The organism is Dechloromonas hankyongensis, from assembly GCF_022012295.1.
GTDB classification, from domain to species: Bacteria; Pseudomonadota; Gammaproteobacteria; order Burkholderiales; family Rhodocyclaceae; genus Azonexus; species Azonexus hankyongensis.
The window spans coordinates 1,685,608-1,708,712 of the sequence record NZ_JAKLTN010000001.1 but is presented as its reverse complement, the minus strand read 5'-3'; the positions used below and the strand labels follow the sequence as shown (position 1 = coordinate 1,708,712).

At 59.9% G+C, this 23,105-nt stretch carries 23 protein-coding genes and 1 pseudogene; 12 read left to right on the top strand and 12 right to left on the bottom strand.

Annotated features, from left to right (window positions below; translation table 11 throughout):
• Positions 1–30 precede the first annotated feature (30 nt).
• On the top strand, positions 31–915 hold the full coding sequence (locus LZ012_RS08140; protein ID WP_275709433.1) for a pirin family protein: 885 nt from the start codon (positions 31–33) through the stop codon (positions 913–915).
• A 52-nt stretch (positions 916–967) separates the two neighbouring features.
• On the opposite strand, the gene LZ012_RS08135 is transcribed toward LZ012_RS08140, so the two are convergent.
• The gene (locus LZ012_RS08135; RefSeq protein WP_275709431.1) at positions 968–2,611 is read right to left on the bottom strand and encodes a fatty acid--CoA ligase; all 1,644 of its coding nucleotides are present in this window, start codon (positions 2,609–2,611) and stop codon (positions 968–970) included.
• Between the two features lie 36 nt (positions 2,612–2,647).
• On the bottom strand, positions 2,648–2,947 hold the full coding sequence (locus tag LZ012_RS08130) for a putative quinol monooxygenase (RefSeq protein ID WP_275709429.1): 300 nt from the start codon (positions 2,945–2,947) through the stop codon (positions 2,648–2,650).
• A gap of 170 nt (positions 2,948–3,117) precedes the next feature.
• On the opposite strand from LZ012_RS08130, the gene LZ012_RS08125 reads away from it, so the two are divergent.
• From LZ012_RS08125 to cueR, 3 genes are all read left to right on the top strand, one after another.
• Complete coding sequence (locus LZ012_RS08125) at positions 3,118–3,804, top strand: DUF998 domain-containing protein (RefSeq protein ID WP_275709427.1); 687 nt, start codon at positions 3,118–3,120, stop codon at positions 3,802–3,804.
• A 258-nt stretch (positions 3,805–4,062) separates the two neighbouring features.
• A complete protein-coding gene (locus LZ012_RS08120; RefSeq protein WP_275709425.1) occupies positions 4,063–6,471 on the top strand; it encodes a heavy metal translocating P-type ATPase in 2,409 nt (802 codons plus the stop codon).
• Positions 6,472–6,490: 19 nt separating this feature from the next.
• Positions 6,491–6,886: a Cu(I)-responsive transcriptional regulator gene (gene cueR / locus LZ012_RS08115; protein ID WP_275709423.1), complete on the top strand. Its 396-nt coding sequence runs from the start codon at positions 6,491–6,493 to the stop codon at positions 6,884–6,886.
• A 56-nt stretch (positions 6,887–6,942) separates the two neighbouring features.
• On the opposite strand, the gene gcvA is transcribed toward cueR, so the two are convergent.
• On the bottom strand, positions 6,943–7,851 hold the full coding sequence (gene gcvA / locus LZ012_RS08110; protein WP_275709421.1) for a transcriptional regulator GcvA: 909 nt from the start codon (positions 7,849–7,851) through the stop codon (positions 6,943–6,945).
• Between the two features lie 179 nt (positions 7,852–8,030).
• Between gcvA and LZ012_RS08105 the strand changes: the two genes are divergently transcribed.
• The 6 genes from LZ012_RS08105 to LZ012_RS08080 are packed head-to-tail and all read left to right on the top strand — an operon-like array spanning position 8,031 to position 12,930.
• Complete coding sequence (locus LZ012_RS08105) at positions 8,031–8,804, top strand: SDR family NAD(P)-dependent oxidoreductase (protein WP_275709419.1); 774 nt, start codon at positions 8,031–8,033, stop codon at positions 8,802–8,804.
• A gap of 22 nt (positions 8,805–8,826) precedes the next feature.
• Positions 8,827–9,108 (top strand): hypothetical protein, encoded by a 282-nt coding sequence (locus LZ012_RS08100; protein ID WP_275709417.1) that lies wholly within the window; start codon positions 8,827–8,829, stop codon positions 9,106–9,108.
• A gap of 60 nt (positions 9,109–9,168) precedes the next feature.
• Complete coding sequence (locus tag LZ012_RS08095) at positions 9,169–9,510, top strand: carboxymuconolactone decarboxylase family protein (RefSeq protein WP_275709415.1); 342 nt, start codon at positions 9,169–9,171, stop codon at positions 9,508–9,510.
• 12 nt (positions 9,511–9,522) lie between these two features.
• Entirely contained in the window at positions 9,523–10,671 is a 1,149-nt protein-coding gene (locus LZ012_RS08090; protein WP_275709413.1) for a flavin monoamine oxidase family protein, read from the top strand.
• Positions 10,668–11,705, top strand: coding sequence for an alcohol dehydrogenase (locus LZ012_RS08085; protein WP_275709411.1), 1,038 nt, complete (start codon positions 10,668–10,670; stop codon positions 11,703–11,705). The genes LZ012_RS08090 and LZ012_RS08085 overlap by 4 nt, the downstream gene beginning before the upstream one ends.
• Positions 11,695–12,930: an MFS transporter gene (locus LZ012_RS08080; RefSeq protein WP_275709409.1), complete on the top strand. Its 1,236-nt coding sequence runs from the start codon at positions 11,695–11,697 to the stop codon at positions 12,928–12,930. Before LZ012_RS08085 ends, LZ012_RS08080 begins: the two co-directional genes overlap by 11 nt.
• Positions 12,931–13,301: 371 nt before the next feature.
• Here LZ012_RS08080 and LZ012_RS08075 read toward each other — a convergent pair whose 3' ends face one another.
• The 4 genes and pseudogenes from LZ012_RS08075 to LZ012_RS08060 all read right to left on the bottom strand — a co-directional run bounded on the left by LZ012_RS08075 (position 13,302) and on the right by LZ012_RS08060 (position 16,997).
• Positions 13,302–14,576 (bottom strand): Hsp70 family protein, encoded by a 1,275-nt coding sequence (locus tag LZ012_RS08075; RefSeq protein ID WP_275709406.1) that lies wholly within the window; start codon positions 14,574–14,576, stop codon positions 13,302–13,304.
• 296 nt (positions 14,577–14,872) lie between these two features.
• Positions 14,873–15,106: pseudogene (locus LZ012_RS08070) on the bottom strand (response regulator); the annotation flags it as partial.
• 18 nt (positions 15,107–15,124) lie between these two features.
• Positions 15,125–15,328 carry a response regulator gene (locus tag LZ012_RS08065; RefSeq protein ID WP_275709404.1) on the bottom strand — a complete coding sequence of 68 codons (204 nt, stop codon included), beginning with the start codon at positions 15,326–15,328 and terminating at the stop codon, positions 15,125–15,127.
• A gap of 28 nt (positions 15,329–15,356) precedes the next feature.
• Positions 15,357–16,997 (bottom strand): methyl-accepting chemotaxis protein, encoded by a 1,641-nt coding sequence (locus tag LZ012_RS08060; RefSeq protein WP_275709402.1) that lies wholly within the window; start codon positions 16,995–16,997, stop codon positions 15,357–15,359.
• A gap of 327 nt (positions 16,998–17,324) precedes the next feature.
• Between LZ012_RS08060 and LZ012_RS08055 the strand changes: the two genes are divergently transcribed.
• Together LZ012_RS08055 and LZ012_RS08050 are read left to right on the top strand one after the other, a co-directional pair.
• Positions 17,325–18,161, top strand: a complete 837-nt coding sequence (locus LZ012_RS08055; protein ID WP_275709400.1) for a helix-turn-helix domain-containing protein — start codon at positions 17,325–17,327, stop codon at positions 18,159–18,161.
• Between the two features lie 172 nt (positions 18,162–18,333).
• Positions 18,334–19,065 (top strand): SDR family oxidoreductase, encoded by a 732-nt coding sequence (locus LZ012_RS08050; RefSeq protein ID WP_275709398.1) that lies wholly within the window; start codon positions 18,334–18,336, stop codon positions 19,063–19,065.
• A gap of 52 nt (positions 19,066–19,117) precedes the next feature.
• Here LZ012_RS08050 and LZ012_RS08045 read toward each other — a convergent pair whose 3' ends face one another.
• The 5 genes from LZ012_RS08045 to LZ012_RS08025 all read right to left on the bottom strand — a co-directional run bounded on the left by LZ012_RS08045 (position 19,118) and on the right by LZ012_RS08025 (position 23,101).
• Positions 19,118–19,480, bottom strand: a complete 363-nt coding sequence (locus LZ012_RS08045) for a bacteriohemerythrin (RefSeq protein WP_275709396.1) — start codon at positions 19,478–19,480, stop codon at positions 19,118–19,120.
• Positions 19,480–20,037 (bottom strand): hypothetical protein, encoded by a 558-nt coding sequence (locus LZ012_RS08040; protein ID WP_275709394.1) that lies wholly within the window; start codon positions 20,035–20,037, stop codon positions 19,480–19,482. Before LZ012_RS08040 ends, LZ012_RS08045 begins: the two co-directional genes overlap by 1 nt.
• Before the next feature lie 27 nt (positions 20,038–20,064).
• A complete protein-coding gene (locus LZ012_RS08035; RefSeq protein WP_275709392.1) occupies positions 20,065–20,901 on the bottom strand; it encodes an SIR2 family protein in 837 nt (278 codons plus the stop codon).
• A 131-nt stretch (positions 20,902–21,032) separates the two neighbouring features.
• The gene (locus LZ012_RS08030; RefSeq protein WP_275709390.1) at positions 21,033–21,971 is read right to left on the bottom strand and encodes a GGDEF domain-containing response regulator; all 939 of its coding nucleotides are present in this window, start codon (positions 21,969–21,971) and stop codon (positions 21,033–21,035) included.
• 143 nt (positions 21,972–22,114) lie between these two features.
• Entirely contained in the window at positions 22,115–23,101 is a 987-nt protein-coding gene (locus tag LZ012_RS08025) for an NAD(+)--dinitrogen-reductase ADP-D-ribosyltransferase (protein WP_275709388.1), read from the bottom strand.
• Positions 23,102–23,105: the final 4 nt, after the last annotated feature.

Here is a 23,105-nt window from a genome sequence, read left to right as displayed (position 1 = left end):
CCGCCCTGCCCTTCAAAGGAGCACCTAGTCATGAGTACAGTTTCCAGCACCAACAGCACCGCGTTCCGCAGCGTCGAGCGTCTGGTCCAGGGGGTTCCGACCTCCGACGGCGCCGGCGTCCGCCTGACCCGCGTGCTGACCCAACACCTGCAGCGCCGGCTCGATCCCTTCCTGATGCTCGACGCCTTCCGCAACGAGAATCCGGACGACTACATCGGCGGCTTCCCCGACCACCCGCACCGCGGCTTCGAAACGGTCTCCTACATGATCGCCGGCCGCATGCGCCACCACGACAGCGCCGGCAATGCCGGCCTGCTCGGCCCGGGCGGCGTGCAGTGGATGACCACCGGCAGCGGCCTGATCCATTCCGAGCTGCCGGAACAGGAAGCCGGGCTGATGGAAGGTTTCCAGCTCTGGCTCAACCTGCCGGCCAAGGACAAGATGATCGCGCCGAACTATCGCGACATCCCGTCCGAGACGATCCCGGAATTCACCACCGCCGACGGCGTGCGGGTGCGCGTCATCGCCGGCGCCAGCCAGGGTATCGCCGGTGCGGTGCAGCGCCCGCACACCGAGCCACTCTACCTCGATGTGCATCTGCCGGCGGGCAGCCGCTTCGTGCAGGCGATTCCGGCCGGCCACAACGCCTTCACCTACACCTATCGCGGCCGGGTGGACATCGGCGGCACCGGGGTGGCGGACCACCACATGGCCATCCTCGCCAACGATGGCGCCGGCGCGGTGTGCATCGAAGCGCCGGAAGCGGCGCGGGTGCTGATCATCGCCGGCCGGCCGCTGAAGGAGCCGATTGCCCAGTACGGCCCGTTCGTGATGAACACCGGCGAGGAACTGCAGCAGACTTTGCGCGACTATCAGGCCGGGAAATTCGAGGCGGCGGTCGTCCAATCGCTGTGATAGCAAGCGCGGCCCCGGTATCAGTCGCGGCCGCGCCTTGCGGCAATCCGCTTCAGCCACTTACCCGCTGTTCGCGCATCAGCCGCTTGTTCAGTTTGCCCACGCTGGTCCGCGGCAGGGCTTCGACGAACTCGACCCGGTCGGGTACGCCGTAGCGGGAAATCCGCCCCTGCTCGGCAAAAGCGCGGACATGGGCCTGGATCTCCTGAATGGTGACTTTGCCCACGGCATCCGGCTTGAGAACGACCAAGGCCAGCGGCCGTTCGCCCCATTCCTTGTCCGGCAGGCCGATGACGGCCGTCTCGGCGACGCCGGGATGGCGGCCGATGATGTCTTCCAGTTCGAGCGAGGAAATCCACTCGCCGCCGGTCTTGATCACATCCTTGATGCGGTCGGTGACCTGCAGGTAGCCGTCGGCGTCGATATGGCCAACGTCCTGGGTATGCAGCCAGCCGCCGGCCCACAGTTGCTCCGACGCCTCGGGATTCTTCAGATAGCCCTGGGTGAGCCACGGCGCGCGCACCACCACTTCGCCGGGGCTGCTGCCGTCATGGGGCAAGGTGGCCATCTCGGCATCGACCGTGCGCAGATCGACCAGCGGTATCGGGCGCCCGGTTCGCGTCCGCGTTGCTACATGCGGGGCGGCGTCGGGATCGGCATCCGGCGGCACCTGCGCCAGCGTCAGGATGGGACCCGTTTCCGACATGCCGTAGCCGGCGAAGACATCGATGCCCTTCCGTACCGCCAGCTCGGCCAGCCCGGTGGTCAGCGCCGAACCGCCGATGATCACCTTCCAGCGGGAAAGATCGACCTGGCTGGCATTAGGGGCCGTCAGCAGCATGTTCAGGATGGTCGGTACGCAATGGGAAAAGGTGACCCCTTCGCGTTCGATCAGCTTGAGGATGGTCTCCGGCACGTAGCGCCCCGGATAGACCTGCTTGACCCCGGCCAGGGTGGCGACATAGGGCAGGCCCCAGGCGTGGACGTGGAACATGGGGGTCAGCGGCATGTACACGTCGTCGCGATGGAAGCTTCCCTGTTGCGGCATCAGGGCCAGGGCGCCGGTGACCGCCAGGGTGTGCAGCACCAGTTGGCGATGGCTGAAATAGACGCCCTTGGGCAGGCCCGTCGTGCCGGTGGTGTAGAAGGTGGTGGCGCGGGTGTTTTCGTCAAAATCGGGAAAGTCGAAGCGATCCGGGCAGGCCGCCAGCAGGTTTTCGTATTCCCCGGCAAAGCCGGCTGGGAGGCTCGTTTCATCGTCGGTCAGCAAGACGAATTGACGCACCGTGGTCAGTTCCGGCCGGATCTGCTCCAGCACGCCGAGGAAATCCCGGTTGACCAGCACAATGTCCGCCTCGGCATGGTTGAGGGTGTAGAGAATCTGCTCCGGCGACAGGCGAACATTGACCGTCAGTAGTACGGCGCCCAGCATCGGAACGGCAAAGAAGCATTCCAGATAACGGTGGCTGTCCCAGTCCATCACCGCGACCGTGTGGCCGCCGGCGATCCCCAGGGCGCTCAGGGCATGCCCCAGGCGGCCGATGCGGCGATTCAACTCGGCGTAGCTGTAGCGGCATTTGTCGGCATAGACGATCTCCTGCTCCGGACTGGTCGCCAGCGGCGTGTGCAGCAGTTGCTTGATGAGCAGCGGATAGGCATAGGCGGAAGGCGCTGCATCGATCGGTTTGGCTGACATGGCTAGTCCCTCCTGTTGTCCAGCGCGGTCGCAGCTTTACGCCAGTTGCGTGAAGCTGTGAATCAGGGGCGCCACAGCGAGCAGGCTGCCGGCCTTGGCAATTGCTTCACCGACGTGCGGCGTGGCCATGTGCGCAGCGACAGCCGAACTATTGGCCCACTGCTCAATGGTGATGAAATCGGCGGGATTCTCATCATCCTGAAACAGCTCGTAGCTCAGGCAACCCGGCTCTTTCCGGCTGGGGCCAACGAGATCGATCAGGATTTGCCGCACCTGGGCGGCCGCACCGGGCTTCGCTGAAATTCTGGCTATGATCTTTACCATCGCTCTCTCCATTATTTTTCGAAAGCCGCGCCGCCGATCCACCTATGCAACGTGGAGTACCCCCGGTGTCAAAAGTTGCATCGGCTTTCTCGCCCCAGGCCGCTCCATGTCGGTCGCCACCTGGTGCCATCGCGCCAGACAGGCGCAATATAGCGGGCATCGCGGACGCTTCCGGATACGCCATGCCCCTCCCCCGCCCCGTTTCCCGCCCAGTCTCCCATCGGCAAGCACATCAGCCACCGCTGCTTCGCCTCGGCCTGGTCTGCGGCCTGCTCGGCCCCGCGCTGTGGGCGGCGGCCATCGCCCTGGCCGGCGAATTGCGCCCCGGCTTCGATCATGTCGGCCAGTACATCAGCGAACTCGGCGAACGGGGCAGCACGACCGAACTGTTCATGCGCTTCGGCGGTTTCGTCGGCAGCGGAGTCCTCATCGCCGGCTATGCGGCGGCTTTTCAGGCGACGGTGGCCCGGGTCACCGCTCGTCCGTGGTTGACGCTGCTCGTCGCTGCGCTCATCGCGGCGGACGGCATCGGCCGCATCGGCGCCGGGATATTCCCTTGCGAACCGGGCTGCGCCGCACCGGAAGTCATCAGCCAGCGGCTGCACGGCCTGTCGGCGACCATCGCCTTCCTGTCCCTCGCTGCCGCCGCCCTGCTCAGCGCCGTCCTGTTTCGCCGGGACACCAAGCTGCGCCCGCTCAGCATCTACTCATTCGCCTCGGGCTGTACCGGCCTGATCTTTCTGGCGCTGATGTCGGCGAGCGAAGCAACGCACATCCACACCGGCCTCCATGAGCGGCTCGCTTCGGGAGTGCTGACGCTGTGGGTGTTCGTCACCGCATCGCGGCTGCGCAAGCTGGGCCGGACATAAAGGAGTTAATTGTGGCAAGTTGGTCAGGAAGTCAAAAAACTGACACGCGCCAAAATGGCGGCTAGCGGAAAGACATAGCAGGCGGGAGGCGGCCAGGAGTTGCCTATCATCTGACTTGCCGGATACCTACCGTTCAGATTGGTTGTTTGCAGATGGCAACGGCAAGCACTCCACCAAGAAATGTCCCACCAAGACGCTTGACCTTCCCATGATGGGAAGCTCCATCATGGGTTTATGGCAAACCCTTTGGAGATTCAAATGTCCGCTCTTCTGGATTCAGGCACCGTCCTCGAGCTCAGGCTCGGCATTGGCGGGATGAGTTGCGCTTCCTGTGTTTCGCGAGTAGAGACAGCGCTTCGGCACGTTGCCGGCGTAACGGAGGTTAGCGTCAATCTTGCAACCGAGGAGGCGTCGTTGAAAACAGCGCCAGGAGTACGTATTGAAACGCTGACGGAGGCCGTTCAAAAGGCCGGATACGAAGTCGCGATACAAACTATTGAACTCAAAATTGACGGCATGAGCTGCGCCACCTGTGCAGGTCGGGTCGAGAAAGCATTGTTAAAAGTCCCTGGCGTCCTGGATGCTTGGGTCAATCTCGCAACCGATAAGGCAACGGTTGAAGCGCTATCGAGTACGACGTTTTCCATGCTGGCGGCGCCCGTTGTAAAAGCCGGTTACACGGTGCATCCGGTCATGGAGCAACAACCGGAAACCGCTGGAAAGCGTATTCCCGAGTGGTGGCCGATTGCCCTGAGTGCCTTGCTGACGCTACCGTTGATGGCACCCATGTTGCTCAGCTTCGTCGGCGTTCATTGGATGCTCGACGGCTGGGTACAAGTCGCACTGGCAAGCCCCGTTCAGTTCTGGCTGGGGTGGCGTTTCTACCGTGCCGGATGGAAAGCCGTCAAGGCTCTGGCGGGCAATATGGATCTGCTGGTCGCACTCGGCACCAGCGCCGCCTACGGTCTCTCGGTCTATCTGCTCATACAGCGTGGTGATGAAGGCGCCTCCCATCTCTATTTCGAGGCATCGACCGCGGTCATTACGCTCGTTCTCTTGGGCAAATGGCTGGAAGCACGCGCCAAGCGACAAACGGCTGATGCGATTCGTGCGCTGAATGCCCTCCGACCCAGCGTAGCGCGGGTATTGGTCAATGGCGATGAGGTGACCACGCCGGTCGAACGACTGGCAATCGGCGATCTTGTCGTCGTCCGCCCGGGAGAACGCATTGCGGTGGATGGCGAGGTAATTGATGGACAAAGCCATGCGGACGAAGCGCTCATTACCGGCGAAAGCCTGCCTGTGGCCAAGACAGTGGGAGACAAGGTCACCGGGGGCTCGGTCAATGGCGAGGGGCTGCTGCATGTTCGCACCATGGCCATCGGGGCGGAAACAACGCTGGCCCGCATCATTCGCCTGGTCGAATCCGCCCAGGCGGCCAAGGCGCCGATCCAACGCATCGTGGATCGTGTCAGCGCGGTCTTCGTTCCGGCGGTGCTGGCAGTGGCAGTGGCCACCTTCGCCGGATGGATGTGGTACGCCGGGGATTGGGAGCAGGCTCTCATCAACGCCGTCGCCGTCCTGGTTATCGCATGTCCGTGCGCTCTGGGCTTGGCCACCCCGACAGCCATCATGGCGGGGACCGGGGTGGCCGCTCGCCGGGGTATCCTCATCAAGGATGTCGAGGCCCTTGAACGGGCGCACGCTGTCACCGCTGTCGCCTTCGACAAGACCGGCACGCTCACCGAAGGCAAACCCGCCCTGGTGGCATTTGAACCGGCCGAGGGCATCACAAACGAAGCGGTCTTGCATATAGCCGGTGCGCTTCAGCAAACCAGCGACCATCCACTGGCGCACGCGGTCATGGAAAAAGTACGCGAACTCGGTGTCACCTTGCCGGAAGTCAGTGAGGCGAAGGTATTGCCTGGTCGGGGAGTGCAGGCCAGGTTGGGCAAGATGCTGATGCTGCTCGGGAGCTCCCGCCTGATGCAGGAACACGGCGTTTCCCCTGGAAATCTCGGTCCCCTTGCCGCGACTCTGGAGAGCGAAGGAAAGACTATCTCGTGGCTACTGCATCAGTCGGACTCTTCCTCCGAATTGTTGGGGCTTCTCGCCTTTGGCGACACGATCAAGCCGGCCTCCTATCAGGCAGTCACCCGCTTACGTGAACTGGGAATCAAGACTTTCATGCTGACGGGAGACAATCGGGGAAGCGCCTTGGCTGTGGCCAGGGAGCTCGGCATCGACGAGGTTCGCGCCGAATTGCTCCCGGGGGACAAGTCGAGCGCCATCCAGGCGCTGCGCGACCGGGGATACATTGTCGCGATGGTCGGCGATGGTCTGAACGATGCGCCCAGCCTGGTCGCCGCCGATGTCGGATTGAGCATGTCAACCGGCACCGATGTGGCCATGGAGGCGGCAGGCATCACGCTGATGCGCGGTGACCCGCGCCTGGTTGCCGACTCTTTCGATGTATCCCGTCGGACCTACGGCAAAATCAAGCAGGGCTTGTTCTGGGCCTTCGCCTATAACGTATTGGGCATTCCCCTTGCGGCCATAGGCATGCTGAATCCGGTCGTGGCAGGTGCGGCGATGGCCCTGAGCAGTGTTAGTGTGGTGACCAATGCATTGCTGTTGCGTAATTGGCGTGGCACTGCGAATACCTAAGTGTCGAAAGGACAGATAGATGAACATTGGAGAGGCAGCCAAGATTTCAGGCGTTTCAACCAAGATGATTCGACACTACGAGAGTATTGGATTGTTGCCCCAAGCTAGCCGTACTGATGCAGGCTATCGTCAGTACGGTGAAAACGACCTACGTACCCTCCAATTCATCCGGCGTTCGCGTGACCTTGGATTCTCGCTTGAGGAAATTCAGGGTTTGCTAAATCTTTGGCAAGACCGGACTCGCTCCAGTCGAGAAGTGAAGGCACTTGCGCAGCAGCATTTGGATTTCCTCGACCGGAAACTTGCAGAACTTCAGTCAATGAAGAAAGCCTTGGCTCATTTGGTCAGATGTTGTCATGGTGACGAACGTCCGGACTGCCCTATTCTGGAAAACCTGTCAGGAGAAAGCGGCTGAATGTAATCCGCAACACAAGCCCTTGGGGCGGTGTAGATCACGTTTGCCTTGACGCTTCAATTCATCGCCTCGTTGATCAACCAGTCCCGAAAAGCCACCAGCTTCGGCTTGGTTGAACACTCCTGCCGATAAACAACAAAGTAGGCCAGCGGCGAGGGAAATGAAATCTCCGGGAAAAGTCGAACCAGGCGGCCGCTGGACAAGTCATCCCGCGCCATGACGCTACGGGCAAGGGCAATGCCGTGCCCCTCGGCGGCTGCCTGCAAGACCGCCGCCGAGTTGTTGATCTTCAGGCCGCGCTGCACCGCAACAGCGCTGACACCAGCCTTGCGCAACCAGGCTTCCCAGGAAGGAAAAGCGGCCTGGCTATCCATCGACAAGTCGTGAATCAGTGTTTCAAGCGCGAGATCTTCAGGCCTGCTGAATGGATGCTCACGCAACAGCTTCGGTGAACACACCGGATAGACCTCCTCTTCCATCAGCTTGACCGCCGTCAAGCCCGGCCAGGAGCCGATGCCATAGCGCACACCGATATCGATTCTCTGCGCTACGAAATCTACGGCCTTGAGGCTGGTATCCAGGCGCACATCGGTATCGGGCCAAGCTGATTGGAAGCGATCAATACGCGGTAGCAGCCACTTCGCCGCAAAAGCTGGGCTGACTGTGACGGTTAATACCCCGCTGGCCGATCCCTCCTTGAGCAGTTCCATGCCTAGCGCCAGTCGATCAAAGCCGGCCCGGATGTCGGGCAAGGCTTGCTCGGCCGCCTCTGTTGCGATCAGTCGCGCCTTGCCGCTCGCATTGCGAAGAAATAGCGGCGTACCCAGCCAATCCTCGAGGGTCCGCACGAGTTGGCCGACCGCGGCTGGGGTAACGTGGAGTTCGGCTGCTGCCGCAGAAAAGCTTTGGTGGCGGGCACTGGCCTCGAAGGCACGCAATGCATTCAGGTGAACAGGCAACTTCATGTCGACAAAGTTTTTCTTTCAATAATGGACACTTTATCTCGTTTGCCGGCCTCAAGGAACAAGAGAAAAATTCGCCTCAAGCCGAATGGATCGATGAAACAACGACCCAGGCTGATATCTGGCGCTCCTGATGCGGCCAGGCATGAATAGTTTTTCTAATAGCGAAAGAGAGATTCCACATGAGTAATCAATTCCAGGGCAAAAAACTGTTGGTCGTCGGCGGCACCAGCGGCATGGGCCTGCAAACGGCACGGATGATCCTCGCCGAAGGTGGCAGCGCAGTGATCGTCGGTCACCGGGCCGACAAGACCGAAGCAGCTCGGCAAGAACTGGCAAAACTGGGCCAGGTTTGGGCCCTAACGGCCGACCTGAATAGCGACGAAGGCCTGAACACCTTGCTCAAGACTATCGATGAGCAGCATGCCGACATCGACCTGCTGGTCAATGCAGCTGGCGTCTTCTTCCCCAAGCCGTTCCTGGAACATCAGTCTGGTGACTACGAGCAGTACATGAAGCTGAACAAGGCGTTTTTCTTCATCACCCAGAAGGTTGCCGCCAATCTGGTCGCCAAGGATCGTCCGGGTGCCATCGTCAATATCGGATCGATGTGGGCCAAGCAGGCCATCGCCGCCACCCCATCATCGGCCTATTCGATGGCCAAGGCCGGTCTGCATGCGCTGACCCAGCATCTGGCCATGGAACTGGCCCCGAAGCACATCCGCGTTAATGCGGTGTCGCCGGCTGTCGTGGAAACCCCGATCTACGAAGGCTTCATTCCGAAAGCCGAGGTTCATGGGGCATTGCAGGGCTTCAACAGCTTCCATCCGATTGGTCGAGTCGGCACGCCCCAGGATGTCGCCGAAGTCGTTACTTTCCTGCTCTCGGAGAAGGCAAGCTGGGTTACTGGCGCCAACTGGGACGTGGATGGCGGCGTAATGGCCGGCCGCAACTGATCTTTCAAAAAGGAGAAACAACATGGTCTATCTGCAAATCACCCTCAAGATCGCCAACCCCAACCGTGCTGCCGCTGCTGGCGTCTATGAGAAATACAAGGCCCCGTTCTTGAACACCATCGCTGGCGCGAAGACGAAGGAACTGCTGGTACGGGATGAGGACGTCCAGGTGCTGCACGGTTTCGACAGCCTGGATCACGCCAATGCCTACCTGCAAAGCGCGCTTTTCAACACCGATGTTGTCGAAGCACTCAAGCCGCTGCTCGACGCTGCACCCGACGTGCGCATCTACCAAGCCGTTTAATTTCTGTCCATCGGGGGCCTTTCAGGCACCCGCCAACTACCTTCATAAGAGATTTTCACGATGCAAGACTGGAACACCTATCGCGATGTGCTGCTCAACCGCGTTGGCGATTTTGCCAAGCTAAGCCCGGAGGTTCTGCGTGGGCTGCAAACCATCGAGAGCAGCGCCACCAAGACCGGCAAATTGGAGCTGAAGATTCATGAACTGATCGCGCTCGCCGTTGCGGTGACCACCCGCTGCGATGGCTGTATTTCCGTTCACGCCAAGAAAGCTGTGGCGTTGGGCGCATCAAATGAAGAAATCGCAGAAGCTCTGGGTACTGCCATCGCACTCAATGCGGGCGCCGCCCTTACCTATACCGCTCGCGTTTTCGACACGATTGGCGCCTTGCCGAAACAGTAACCAGCGTCGGAGGTGCCGAAAAAGCGCCTCCGCATCGTTACCCTGAATATCATCGCCATGACAAATCCTGTCTTCATTGTCGGCGGAGGCCTTGCTGGTTTGACTGCGGCCCGCCATCTCCACCAATCCGGTATTGCCTTTCAGCTGCTTGAGGCGCGTGATCGCCTGGGTGGCCGCATTCTCTCGACGGATGCCAGCGGCCAAGTGTCGAATGACGGCTTTGATCTCGGGCCATCCTGGTTCTGGCCGGGTATGCAATCGGCGATGAGCTATCTGGTGGATGACCTCGCACTCTCCTTCTTTGCCCAGCACAGCGATGGGGACATGCTCTTCCAGCGCGAGCCAGGCGAGGCTCCGCGCCGATTTCCCGGCATGCGCCAGGTACCGGACTCGATGCGGCTGGGCAGAGGGATCGGGGCGATTGTCTCGGCTCTCGCTGCCGGTCTGCCTAAGGCCAATATCTGGCTGGATACGCGAGTGACCCAGGTGACGCTTGATCGTGGCGAGGTTGAGGTGGGTTTCGTCGATGCTGTCGGTGCTGCTCGGAGCATGAAAGCCAGCCATGTCCTTTTTGCCTTGCCTCCGCGCCTGCTTGAAGCGACGGTCAGCTTCTCGCCGCCACTCGATGCAACAACCGCCCGCAACTGGCGCGACACGCCGACCTGGATGGCGCCGCACGCCAAATTTTTTGCGCTCTACGACCGGCCATTCTGGCGCGAAGCGGGCCTTTCGGGTACGGCGCAAAGCGCAGTCGGGCCACTCAGCGAGATTCATGACGCGACAACGGCCTCCGGCAAGGCGGCCTTGTTCGGCTTTGTCGGCATGTCGGCCTGGCAACGTGCGAAGCTGGGAACAGATGTCATCACCCAGGCTGCCATCGAGCAACTCACTCAGGTATTTGGCCCGGAAGCCAGCCAGCCGCACGCAACCTTGTTCAAGGATTGGGCCACTGATCCGCTAACGGCGACGGAGGATGACCGGCAGGCCGATGGTCATCCGGTTTCCGGTGGCCTCGCACCTCTGCCTGTTGAATGGCGAAACCGCCTCTGGCTATCCGGCAGTGAAGCCGGGCGCCGCGATGCTGGTTATCTTGCTGGTGCCATCGAAGCCGCCGAATATGCGTCCATGCAGATCATCAATCAACTGGAGCGTAAGCGGTGAAAACGACCTATCGAGCCATGCAGATTACCCAACCCGGCACACTGGAACTCGTCGAGCGCAAAACGCCCACGCCAGGCAATGATGAGGTGCTGATCGAAGTCGAAGCCTGCGGCATCTGTGGTGCCGATGCCTCCGATATCGACAATGCCGATCCGTCGCTGCAGCCGCCGCGTGTACCAGGGCATGAGGTCATCGGCCGTATCGTCGCCATCGGCGCCCATGTCCACTCGCGCTGGCAGCTTGGCCAACGCGTCGGGATCGGCCGCCTGGGCAGTCATTGCCATGAATGCACGCAATGCCGTCAGGGACAGTTCCAGCTTTGCGAAAACCAGCCCTTTGTTGGCGTATCCTGCGATGGTGGCTATGCCGAAATGATGCTGGCACGCGCCAGTGGACTGGTGTCGATTCCCGAGGAACTGGATTCTGTGGAGGCTGCACCTATCCTCTGTGCGGGAATCGCCACCTTTAACGCACTCAAGAAATCCGGCGCCGAAGCCGGCGATCTGGTCGCTATCCTCGGGATTGGCGGCCTCGGCCACATGGCGCTGCAGTACGCCAGACGAATGGGCTTCAAGGTCGTCGCTGTCGGACGCGGGCAGGACATCGTGGAGGATGCCCTGAAGCTTGGCGCCCATCTCTATATTGATACTCAATCCGAAGACGCAGGAAACAGACTCAGGTCACTGGGCGGAGCACAAGCCATCATCACGACGATTGGTAACCCGGAAGCTGTTGCTGCGCTGATGCCTGGACTCGCACCACGCGGCAGACTTGTCCTGCTCGGTGCCGACAAATCCCCGTTCCCCATGACTGCAGGCCATCTCGTCGTTGGCGAACGCAGCGTGCTCGGCTCGATTACAGGCACCTCCTATGATAACGAGAAGGCGCTCGGCTTCAGTGTCTTGACTGATGTGCGCCCCTGGGTCGAGACCATGCCGCTGGAAAATGCATTTGATGCGTACCTGAAGATGAAATCCGGTGACGTGAAGTTCCGGATGGTCCTGACCATGAAAGACAAAGCCAATGCCCCATAACGATGCCCTCTCTTCAACTGAATCAGCTTCGCACGATCCTTACGCCAATTCCAAGAGCAATGTTGCCAGACTGACAATCGCGCAGGCCCTCTCTGGCGCCAACGCCGTGGTTGTTTATGCTACGGGCGCCATCGTTGGCAACATGTTGTCTCCCAGCCAGGCGCTGGCTACGCTGCCGATTAGCATTTTCGTCATCGGCATGGCGGCCTGCTCCTTACCGGCAGGTGCTATCGCTCAACGCTATGGTCGTCGCACCGCCTTCATGGTCGGGACTGGGTGCGGCGTCCTGGTTGGCTTGCTTTCGGCATTGGCGGTTGTGCAAGGCCTGTTCTGGTTGTTCTGTGTCGCCACCTTCTTTGGTGGCGCCTATGCTGCCGTTGTTCTGTCCTTCCGTTTCGCGGCAGCCGATTGCGTTCCCCCGAGTCAGCGCCCACGCGCACTTTCCTTAGTTATGGCCGGGGGCATCGTTGCCGGCGTAATCGGGCCACAATTGGTCACCTACACCATGAACCTTTGGGCGCCCTATACCTTTGCCGGAACGTTTATGGCACAGGCGGCAGTAGCGGCGCTTTCCGCATCAATCCTGGTTGGGGTGCACCTGCCAAATCCTGCCGCAGAGGAAGCGGCCAACGGGCGTCCGATCCGGGAAATTGCCCGCCAGCCTGAATTTTTGACTGCCGCCGGCTGTGGCGTTGTTTCCTACCTGCTGATGAACTTTCTGATGACTTCGGCGCCGCTCGCCATGCGGATGTGCGGCCACTCCCAAGAGTCGTCGAACCTTGGTATTCAGTGGCACGTTATCGCCATGTACGCGCCGAGCTTCTTCACCGGCAGACTGATTACGCATTTCGGGGCGCCCCGGGTGGTCATGGGGGGATTGCTGCTGACCGGTCTCTCCGTGATTGTCGGCTTGATGGGAGTGGATATCACCCATTTCTGGCTCACCCTGATCCTGCTCGGCGTTGGTTGGAACTTCGGATTTATCGGAGCGTCGACGCTAGTGCTGGAATGCCATCGCCCAGAGGAAAAGAACCGCGTTCAGTCGTTCAACGATTTCGTCGTGTTCGGGGCTGTCGCGTTTGGCTCTTTTCTGTCAGGAGGGCTGCTGACAGCTTACGGTTGGAACACCGTTCTTTGGTTGTCATTCGTTCCGTTGGTGCTGGCGATACTTGCCTTGGCACGGTCAGAGGTGAAACGGGGGAGGGCATGTCCCGGCGTGACCTAGGTTGATTCGGCTGACAGATGTACTGGCAAGGAAGCCCCGACTTTGTCTCGGCTCAGCGCCACATAGATTTTAAAGCGCTTGACGTTACCCCTTCTGTCCGAGCATCTATCGGCCTTGGGCCAGAAAGTCGCGTTTTGCTGATCAATACTGAAGGTGCAACTGCTCCGCTCGTCGATCAAGAACTCATCGATCAATCAGTAGATCGAGTGGTTGAGCGACAGCAGCATTGGCTTAAGGCCATTAGCCTGACAAGTGCTAGCGGCAGTTGAATGGCAGATCTCCGGCGCATTGCCGACTGATGGGCAAAGTGTACTCAGGGACGGCTTTGGCCGATTTTCTGTCGGGCAACGAAAGAAGCCGGCCGCTGTTTGCTAACGTCCCATTCCGTAACGGCGCGCTGCATCGACTGCCAGGCCTGCGCCAATACTGCCGAAGAGGTCACCTTCGACGACCCGGGCTTGGGGCAACAACGAAGAAATACGCCGACGCAGCAGGGGGATGCCGCTCGATCCGCCAGTGAAGAAGACCGTATCGATATCGGACGCTGACACCCCCGCCTCGGGCAGCAATCGAGCGACGGCACCCTCGATCTTTTCCACTAGGACCAGGGCTGCCAAATCAAATTGGCTGCGTGTCAGCAGCTTTTGTTCGCCAGGAGAAAATCGCTCCAGGGAAAGCTGGGCCGTCTCCTGGTTGGAAAGGGCAATCTTTACCTCCTCAACCTGGTGGGCCAGCCAATGGCCGGCCCTGTCCCGGATCAAAGCCAGGAGGCGATCGAGCCGCTCCGGGGCGATGGCATCAAGATGAAGCCGCTGCTGTTCGGCCCAGACCTGGCGGGTGTAGGCAAAATTGATGGTGTGCCAGGTCGCCAGGTTGAAATAGATGCTGGACGGCATTTCCCGACCATTCTTCAACTGGCTACGATGCCCCAACAGAGGCATGACTTCCGCCAAGCTCAGCTGTTTGTCGAAATCAGTGCCACCGATGTGGATGCCGTCGTTGGCCAAGACATCGCTCCATCGGTCAGCTGCGTGTGCCCGATCCGGGGAAAGACGAACGATGGAGAAGTCGGAAGTGCCACCACCGATATCGGCTACCAGAACCACTTCCTCCCGGGCAAGGCCGGTCTCGTAATGGAAGGCGGCGGCGATAGGCTCATACTGGAAACTCAACTCCTTGAACCCCACCGCACGGGCGATATCGCCCAAGGTGGCCTCAGCCAGCCGATCGGCGTCGGTATCGTCATCGACAAAATGCACGGGCCGCCCGAAAACGGCCTGATCGAAAGGGCGCCCGCCGTGCGCTTCCGCCCGCTCTTTGAGCGTGGCGATGAACTGGGTAAGCAGATCACGAAAGCGAATGGAGCGCCCCTGGACTTCGGTGACCCCGTCAATCAGGCTGCTACCCAAAAGGCTCTTGAGGGAACGCATCAGCCGTCCCTCATAGCCGTCGAGGTAGTCCTGAAGACCAGCCCGGCCGAAGCGGACCGAATCTTCCTCGGCATTGAAGAAAACGACGGAAGGCAAGGTCGACTTGCCGTCTTCAAGAGGGAGCAGTGTGGCTTGCTGCGGTCTCAGCCAGCCGACGGTTGAGTTGGACGTGCCGAAGTCGATGCCGCAGGCATGGGCTGAGGTAGGTGAAACCATGGGGGCGCTTTCGGGGTGGGGCGGCGATGCTACTGCGCCGCCCCTTGCCTGTCCAGAACGTCAAGCCTCAGGATAACCGCTAGCCTTTAGGTTGCCATCCGCTGAAATTCAGTGCTGAACGGCGGATGATTGGCCTATTACCACCGGAGTTCGGCTCCCGCTCCAAAACCCGCTTACGCCGATGTTCTGCCTGTTGTAGATGGCATACTCGTATCTCGCATTAACTGCATCCGCTCCCCCTTGGCAAGATTTGTTATACCGGCGAGTGAACAACACAGAATCTTTCTGCCTACCCATCAAGACATGGAAAGTGATGAAAAGGCTTCGCCAATCACCTTGATAAGCTCCTCATCAACCCATGGTTTGGCCAGACAACAATACACTTTTGCTTCAGAGATCGCGGCTTCGAGAGCCTCCTGACTGGCATACCCAGTCAGCAGGATGCGGATCGTTCCTGGCCATCGTTCATGAACCTGCTTGAGAAATTTGGTCCCATCCATGCCCGGCATGCGCATATCAGAGATAACAACGCTGGCCGGCTGGCTTTCTTATCTTTGCAGACCCTCTTCGCCGCTGTTGGCCAGTAGAACTTCATAGCCATGACGTTGCAATAGCCGGCGCAGCGCAGCCAGGACATTAAGTTCATCATCGACACAGAGCACCGTCCTGCTTGGTTCGACTCCTGACTTCAAGGGGACTTCACTTTTGTGCATGAAGGCTTTCGCTGCTAATAATGATTCAAATGCGGTCAATCAGCATGCGACAGGCGAATACGGGACCTTAGACTGCAAATTGATGTACCGATTTCCGCATCCGATCGGCGACTAGGGTTAAATCACGAACCAATGATTCCGTTTGGGTCACTACGGCCACATTTTGTTCGGTCATGTCGGCGACTTTTTCGACATTTTGGGCTAGTTGAATCAGGGCATTTTCTTGCTCCGCGGAAGCATGAGAAATGTCGCTGACCATCTGATTGGTATTGCTCATTTCGGTGTTGATCTCAAGCAGTGCTTGCTCGGCCTCCTGGACCAGTTCTACCCCTGCCTCGACCTGGATTGCACCTGAACGCATTCCTTCTACGGCGTGTTGGGTATCCGACTGAATGGCAGAAATCATGGTGCCAATTTCCTGCGTTGCACTCCCCGTCCGTTCGGCAAGCTTACGCACTTCATCTGCGACCACGGCAAAGCCACGCCCCTGCTCACCGGCCCGGGCCGCCTCAATGGCCGCATTAAGTGCGAGAAGATTGGTCTGATCTGCAATCTCCTTGATCACGCCGACAATGCGACTGATTTCAGCCGAACGGTCACCCAGCGTTTCCACTTGTGTGGCGGATTTTTTGACAGTATCAGCCAAGGCAAGAATGGTGGCAGTCGCTTTGCTCGATAAAGCGGCCCCCTCATGAGATAGCTGGCCGGCTTTCTGGGCTACCGCTTGCGCACAGTGGGCGTGCTCCGCCACCTCTCCGATTGAAACAGTCACTTCTTCAATCGCTGCCGCAGCCGACGAGCTGGCCTCGCTTTGCTGGGTCGCAGATTGCCGGGCAACCTCAACGCCTTGTCCAACCATCCCGGTCGCCTGATTGACTTGTGAGGCAATATCCGCCATTCCCTGAACCGTCGCTTGTACCGTTGATACAAACTTGTCGGCACGCCTTGCGATCGTGCCGATGACATCCCGCCGAGCTAAATCGAAGCGCTTATTGAGTGCCCCAGAGAGCAGGAGTGACTCCAGCCACTCGCCGAGTCGGGACAGATCGCTATTAACTCGTGGCGTAAAAACAAACAGAAAATACAGCCCATACAACAAGCCAATACCTGCGATAACCGCATGAAGATTATCGATCGTGGAGGCCGACGAGGTCGCCATCCGTCCGTAGAGGACGAAAGCACATTCAAAAAGAAGGGCCAATCCCATGATGGCCATCTGTGCCCGGAGAGAGAGAAGTGCGTTTAACCAAGGGGAACACCGTTTCACGACTCGGCCGAATTGAATGAAGATGGACCGGTCACCTTCACGAATTCGTTTATAGGCTGCTTCGGCGGCCTTAACTTCATCCCGGGTCGGACGCGAACGAACTGACTGATAGCCGACTATTTGTCCATTTTCACGGACAGGCGAAGCATTGGCGACGACCCAGTAAAACCCTCCATCTTTCCGTCGGTTCTTGACGATCCCTCGCCAGGGGCGCCCGGCCTTGAGGTCAGACCACAGGTCGGCGAAAGCCGCTTCGGGCATATCGGGATGCCGGACCAAATTGTGCGGCTGGCCGATCATCTCCTCCCGGAGAAAGCCACTGACCTTGGCGAAGGCTTCATTCGCTTCGACGATGATGCCCTTTAGATCCGTCCGTGAGTAAATGAACTCATTTTCTGGCAACAAAGTTTCTACATGGTTAACGGGCTGATTATTTTTCATGAAGGTCGTAATCCGCAGATTGTCGCGTTGCTATCTGGATGTTTTTAAGTTGCTCTGTGAGCGCGTTTTGGAGTAGCACTGATGCTTTCCCCAAAAAATGAATTTCCGCGAGCCCAACTGAAAGGAGTGCTCAGAGGACAGGACGCATAGGACGGGACGGCAGGAGAAGCCTGAGCAGATCTCCGAAGCAATCGCCCGCAGTGGAAAGACCAAAAGATAAGTTTGTCCATTCCGCCACGAACGAAAATCACAAGGTGCAATCGTGTGGTTCAAGTAAACAAGTTGTACTGGGCAGGAATTTAGGGGGGTAGCCTAAAGGAGTCATGTATGATCCGCTCTAATTTATATACGATCGGACATGCCGTGCTGTGGTGCGTATCTGCAAAAATCGAGGATTCAACCGCATGGCATACGCACGACTTCTTTGAGTTTGCGCTGTGTCGATCGGCGCAGGGCCATATCGACATTGGTGACCAGTTGGTCAATATCCGGCCAGGTTGCACTGTCGTTATTGCCCCGGGAGTCCGGCATCGACTGAGATTTCAATCACCAACAGCGGATATGAAGTTCTTTTGTATGAGCGTCCAGGACACCAGAACCTATTTGGCCCCGTACCATCTGGCTTTTCTAGAAGCGATTTGTTCGACATCCATGAGTTTTGCCGACCATGGGAGCAGTGCAGCACGCCTGTGGGATTTGGCAGACCAAATTCCGGCAAGCTTTGCTTTCAATGACAAACGTGAATTGGGTACGGCTTGGGGCGTCGTTGGATTGCTGTTGGCGCTGCATTTGCAGTCCGGAGAAACACCCGAGGATTATCTATGGCAGCGATATCAAAAGAGAATCGCTGAAATCCGAAATTGGATCGACATTCAATTACATCAGAGCATCTCCCTGGAAGAGGTTTGCGCTACATTTGGGATGTCGCGCAGTCTTTTTACCCGTGAATTTCGAAGGCATACGGGTAAGAGCTTTATTGATTACTGTAATTGGCGTCGCGTAGAGAACGCTGCAAATCTTCTAGTGCTCAATGGGGCTTCCGTCACCCAGGCCGCGTTGGAAAGCGGATTTTCCAATCTCAGTCATTTCTACCGACAGTTCAAGTCAGTTTATGGGGTAACTCCGACCGATTTTCGTCGGCAAGTAGTTGGGATCGAAGGCTAGCTAAAACGGCGTATGTTTCGTTCCAGTTGTTCAGGCGTAGCCATTTAAAGTCCGTGTTTCTCCTAGAACATTCCCCATGCGACTGAAGTAATCTCCATAACCCGATACCGAAGTCCGCCGACGTATTCCCGGGTAGCATTGAGGCAGCCACCCATCGTTTCAGGAGAAAACCATGAAAGCCATCGTGACCGGCCATACCCGCGGATTGGGGCAGGCCATGGCCGCCGCCCTGCTCGGCCGCGGCATTCCCGTCCTCGGGCTTGCCCGTAGCGAATGCCCTGAACTCGCCGGTCAGTTCCCCGAGCTGCTGCAGCAGGCCATGGTTGATCTCGCCGATCCCGATGCCTTGGGGGCATGGCTCAACGGCGATGTCCTTGATACGTACCTGGCAGGCACAACCTCGCTGCTGCTCATCAACAACGCCGGCATGCTGGGGCCAGTTGCTCCCCTGGGCCGCCAGGAAGGGGATGCACTGGTCCACGCGGTGAACCTGAACGTCACCGCACCGCTCCTGCTCAGCGACGCGCTCGCCCGCCAGTATCCGGGGCCATTGCGGATTGCCCATATCTCCAGCGGCGCCGGGCGCTCGGCCTTCGCCGGGTGGAGCATCTACGGTGCCAGCAAGGCCGCCCTCGACCACCACGCCCGTTGCGCGGCGGCCGACTGCCTCAGCCGCTTGCGCATTTGCAGCATCGCGCCGGGCGTCATCGATACCGATATGCAGGCGACGATACGCCGCACCCCGGCCGAGGATTTTCCGCTGCTCGACCGCTTCCTCGCCCTCAAGCACCAAGGGGAACTCGCTTCGCCCGCCGACGCAGCGGAACGGATGGTCCGCCATCTGCTGAGCGAGGATTTCGGCAAAGAGGCGGTGGCCGACCTGCGCAGCCTGCCGACCGCCTGACTTCGAGCGCATTGCTGTCGGCCCTTGGCGCTCCCCGCTCAGGCCATCCTCTTCAAACACCCCGCCACGCGGCATCCATCGTCGCCAGATGGGTCGCAAACCAGGCCGGTAATCCACGGGCGTAGTCGCGGGCGGTTTTTAGCCGGCCGCGCTTGAGGCCGCCGGCAAAATGGGCGAGTTCGCCGAGGACGCGCAGGTGTTCGCTCTCGTGCTCACCGATGGCCGGGAAGCGACAGGCCTTCATCAAGGTCTTTTCGTGTTCGAAATGGCGGATGGTGTGTTCGCGCAGTTGCTCGAACAGCGCCGGGAAATCCTCATCCAGCGCGGCGAGCAGGGCGTCGGCCATGTCGATGAACTGGCGATGGGTGGCGTCCATGTCCGCCACCCCGAGCGCAAAGTGCTCATGCCACGGCATCAGACCGCCCCGTGGGTTTCACGCTTGGCGTTGTTGGTCGTCTTCAGGGCTTCGTCGACGCTCAGGTCGGGGTACTTGTACTTGAAACCCTTGAAGGCGTTGAAGACGGTGACGATCTTGTCGGCGGCACCCTGCCCCTTGAAATCGCTCTTCTCGAGCGCGGCGAGGTCGATCAGCTCGTTCCAGCACAGGCCTTCGGTCAGCGGGATGAAGGCGACAGTGGCGCCATTGATGACGGAAACGAAGGGCTTGGGGATATTGACGGTGAACATCACGGCCACCGTGCCGGCATTCAGGCCGGCGCCGAATTTTTCCATCAGGGACGGCCAGTGCTGCAGCTCTTCCAGCGAGCCGGCAAGCAGCTTCAGCTCGTCGCCCTGGCCGAGCACGATGGCCTGCTTGAACAGTGCGACCGGCGGCTTGCGGCGGCCCTGGTCGTCGGCCACTTCGCCTTCGACGACGACCAGCTCGCCGCGGTAGGCTTCCCAGCCGGCAGCGCTGGCCGCTTCACGGAAATTGGAATTGAAAAAGTACGGTTCGTAGCTATCCAGCAGCATGGTATTTCTCCCTGTTTGTGAATGATTTCAGGCCGGCACGGCGGCCCCGATGAATTCGAAGACATCGGCCTGGATGATTTCCAGCCCGACCTTCTTGCAGAAGCGCTTTTCCTTGTCGGTCGGCTCGGCGATGAAGATCCAGCCGGCCGGCTGGGCGGCGGCGTAGATCATGTCGGCCATGACCATGCGCTCGGTGTCGCGGTTCAGGCGCATGCCCATCAGCAGGTATTGCTTGCCCTTGCGCAGTTCCTTGACCGCGGGCGGAATCGAGAAGCCGCCCATCAGTTCGGTGATGAAATCGACGTAGTCGGCGTCGGAGGCGATATAGACCGCCTCCGGCTTCGGCGTACCCATCGGCTTGAACAGGACGGGGATGGCCGGATTGATGACCTCGGTCTTCTGGTAGGACTGGCCGTTCCAGAAATAGAGCTTGTAGCGGAAATCGGTGCCGCCGATGCGGGCGATGCCGACGATCAGGTTGTGCGGGATGTCGGCGTAGGAATCCTGCAGCTGCGTGTCGCGGTTGATGTCGATGACGTAGTGCGGGCAGATGTCCTTCAGCCAGTCATGCACGGCGCCGCGCGTCCACGCCGTGTCGCCGTAGACGCGGGTCAGGAACTTGGTGACGGTGCTGCGCCCGCGCTTCAATTCGATGTTCATCGCGGCGCGCGGGAATTCGTACATCAGCTTCGGCGCCATCGGCTTGCCGTCGTTCATGGCGTAGATCAGCGAATCGCTGTCGGCCGGAATCGGCGCGCCGCTGGCGGCATTTTTGACATCGGCCAGCACGCCGGGGCCGAGATAGGGAACGATGCTGCCGTCCTTGAGGCCGGCCAGCAGTTTTTCGCGCAATTCTGGAGTCATGTCTTTTGCTCGGGGGTTGGGGCAAGCCCATTTAAGCAAAATCCAGGCCCGTCGGCAGATCACGCAGCCACGGGCTTTTCCGCCGGTCTGCCGGCGGTCGTTGTCGGTTTACCTACACGAAAAACGACGGATCAGCACACTTCGGCGCGGTTGCGGCCGGACTCCTTGGCCTTGTAGAGCAGGTCGTCGGCCTGGCGGAACAGCTCCTTGACGTGCCCGGCTGTCGGATCGATGCAGGCGCCGCCGATCGAAATGGTGACCACGCCGAAATCGCCGTTCTTCTCGTGCGGAATGCGCAGGGCGTGTACGGCCTCGACCAGGGAGGAAGCGAGGCCGGCATGGACGCCGGGCGCGGCGTCGGGGACGACCACGGCGAATTCCTCGCCGCCGTAACGGGCGGCAAAGGCGCCAAGCGCCGTGCGGTCGTCATGGGCGTGCTGCACGCAGTGGTCGATGCAGTTGGCAACGGCGCGCAGGCACTCGTCGCCGGCCAAGTGGCCGTAGTGGTCGTTGTAGCGCTTGAAGTTGTCGACATCGACCATGAGCAGGCTGAACGGCCGGCCGGCACGGGCCGCCTGCTCCCACAGGGTATCGACCTGCAGGTCCATGGCGCGGCGATTGAGCAGGCCGGTCAGGCCGTCACGGTTGGCCTGGTCCTGCAACTTGCGGTTGGCCTGCGACAGGCGCGAACGCAGGGCGGCGATGCGCGACATGGCCTTCATCTTGGCCTGCAGCACGGCTTCCGACACGGTCTTGGAAATGAAGTCGTCGCCGCCGGCCTCGATGGCGGTGACCAGATTGCTGTCGGTATCGGTGGCGGTGACGAAGATGATCGGCGTCCACGCCCAAGGCTCATGGCCTTCCAGGGCGCGGATGCGGGTCGTCGCCTCGAAGCCGTTCATGCCCGGCATTTCGATGTCCATCAGGATCAGATCGATCGCCTCGGCCTGGAACAGGTCGATCGCTGCCTGCCCGTTGGCGGCGTGGCGCACCTCGTGGCCAAAGGATTCCAGGCGGGCGCACATGACCATCGCAATGGCGCGGGAATCGTCGACCAGCAGTATCTTCATGTCTTGCGCAGCCTGTCATGGCAAAAAATAATGGCGCTGAGCATACCCCCGGCCGGCCGCGAAAAATAGCCCGAAAGTCATAGACCGGCGATGTTTTGCCCAAACTGTGAAAAATTCCCGGACTCGCCCGCCCGGCCAACGATTCACTGGGTGGACAGCGTTACCTCGGCGACGCCGCCGATGATCAGGAATTCATCCTCGCCCTGCAGCACACCGGGCAGCAGGCCACAATGGAAGAATATCTTGGTCAGCGGGATGTCGACGGCCAGGATGTAGTCGCCGAATTCGCAGGCCCGCTCGCGGCTGCAGGTGAAGGAATTGAGATTGTTGAGCAGCACCACGTGCTGCCCCTTGCCCCGGCTTTCCAGCACTTCGTGATCGGCCAGCCGATTGACGCCGCGATACAGCGTGACATGACGGGCGCCATGATGGCGCTTCGCCAGTTCGAACTGGCAATAGGTGTACACCAGGTCGAGCTGGGCTTCGATGGCGTTGGTGCCGTACAGGCCCTGGGCGCGCATTTCCTGATAGCGGCGATAGGCGCTGCCCGACGGATCGCGCAGCGGCTGGCCGTGCCAGCGCGGGGTCAGTCCGAAGCGCGATTCGACCCAGCCCTTGAGCACGGCGCCTTCGCGGCTGTCGGCATCGAAACTCCAGCCGCGGATCATCTTGATGTAGTTGGCCTTGGCCCGGCCCTTGCGCGTTCCGCTGAAACCCATGTCTTCCGGGCGTTCGAGCCGGAAATGGACGGTCAGGTAGTCGCGGAAGACATCGCCGCGCTGTTCCGGGCTGGCGGCTTCCAGGCGCTGGAAGAGGTTGCGGTGCAGTTCGGCCACGCCGTCGAGCAGCAGTTCGGCCGGGTAACGCTGGAAAGTCAGGCCACCGAGGACGACGGCCGGCAGGTTGCAGCGATTGATCGGCAGGCGCGCCTCGCGCGGCAGTGTCGCAGCGTGTGTGGCCCCGGCCGAAAGCCCGTGGCTGCCTCGTAATGGGTCAGATTGGAGACTGTCGTCTCCTGAGGCCAGCTCTGTCTCGCTAACGCTCGACGCTTTGTCGTCACCCCTACAAAGCGTAGGGGAATTGTCGGGTGTCCCCGCCCCGGCTTGAGCCGGATTTATTTCAATTTTCATTGAA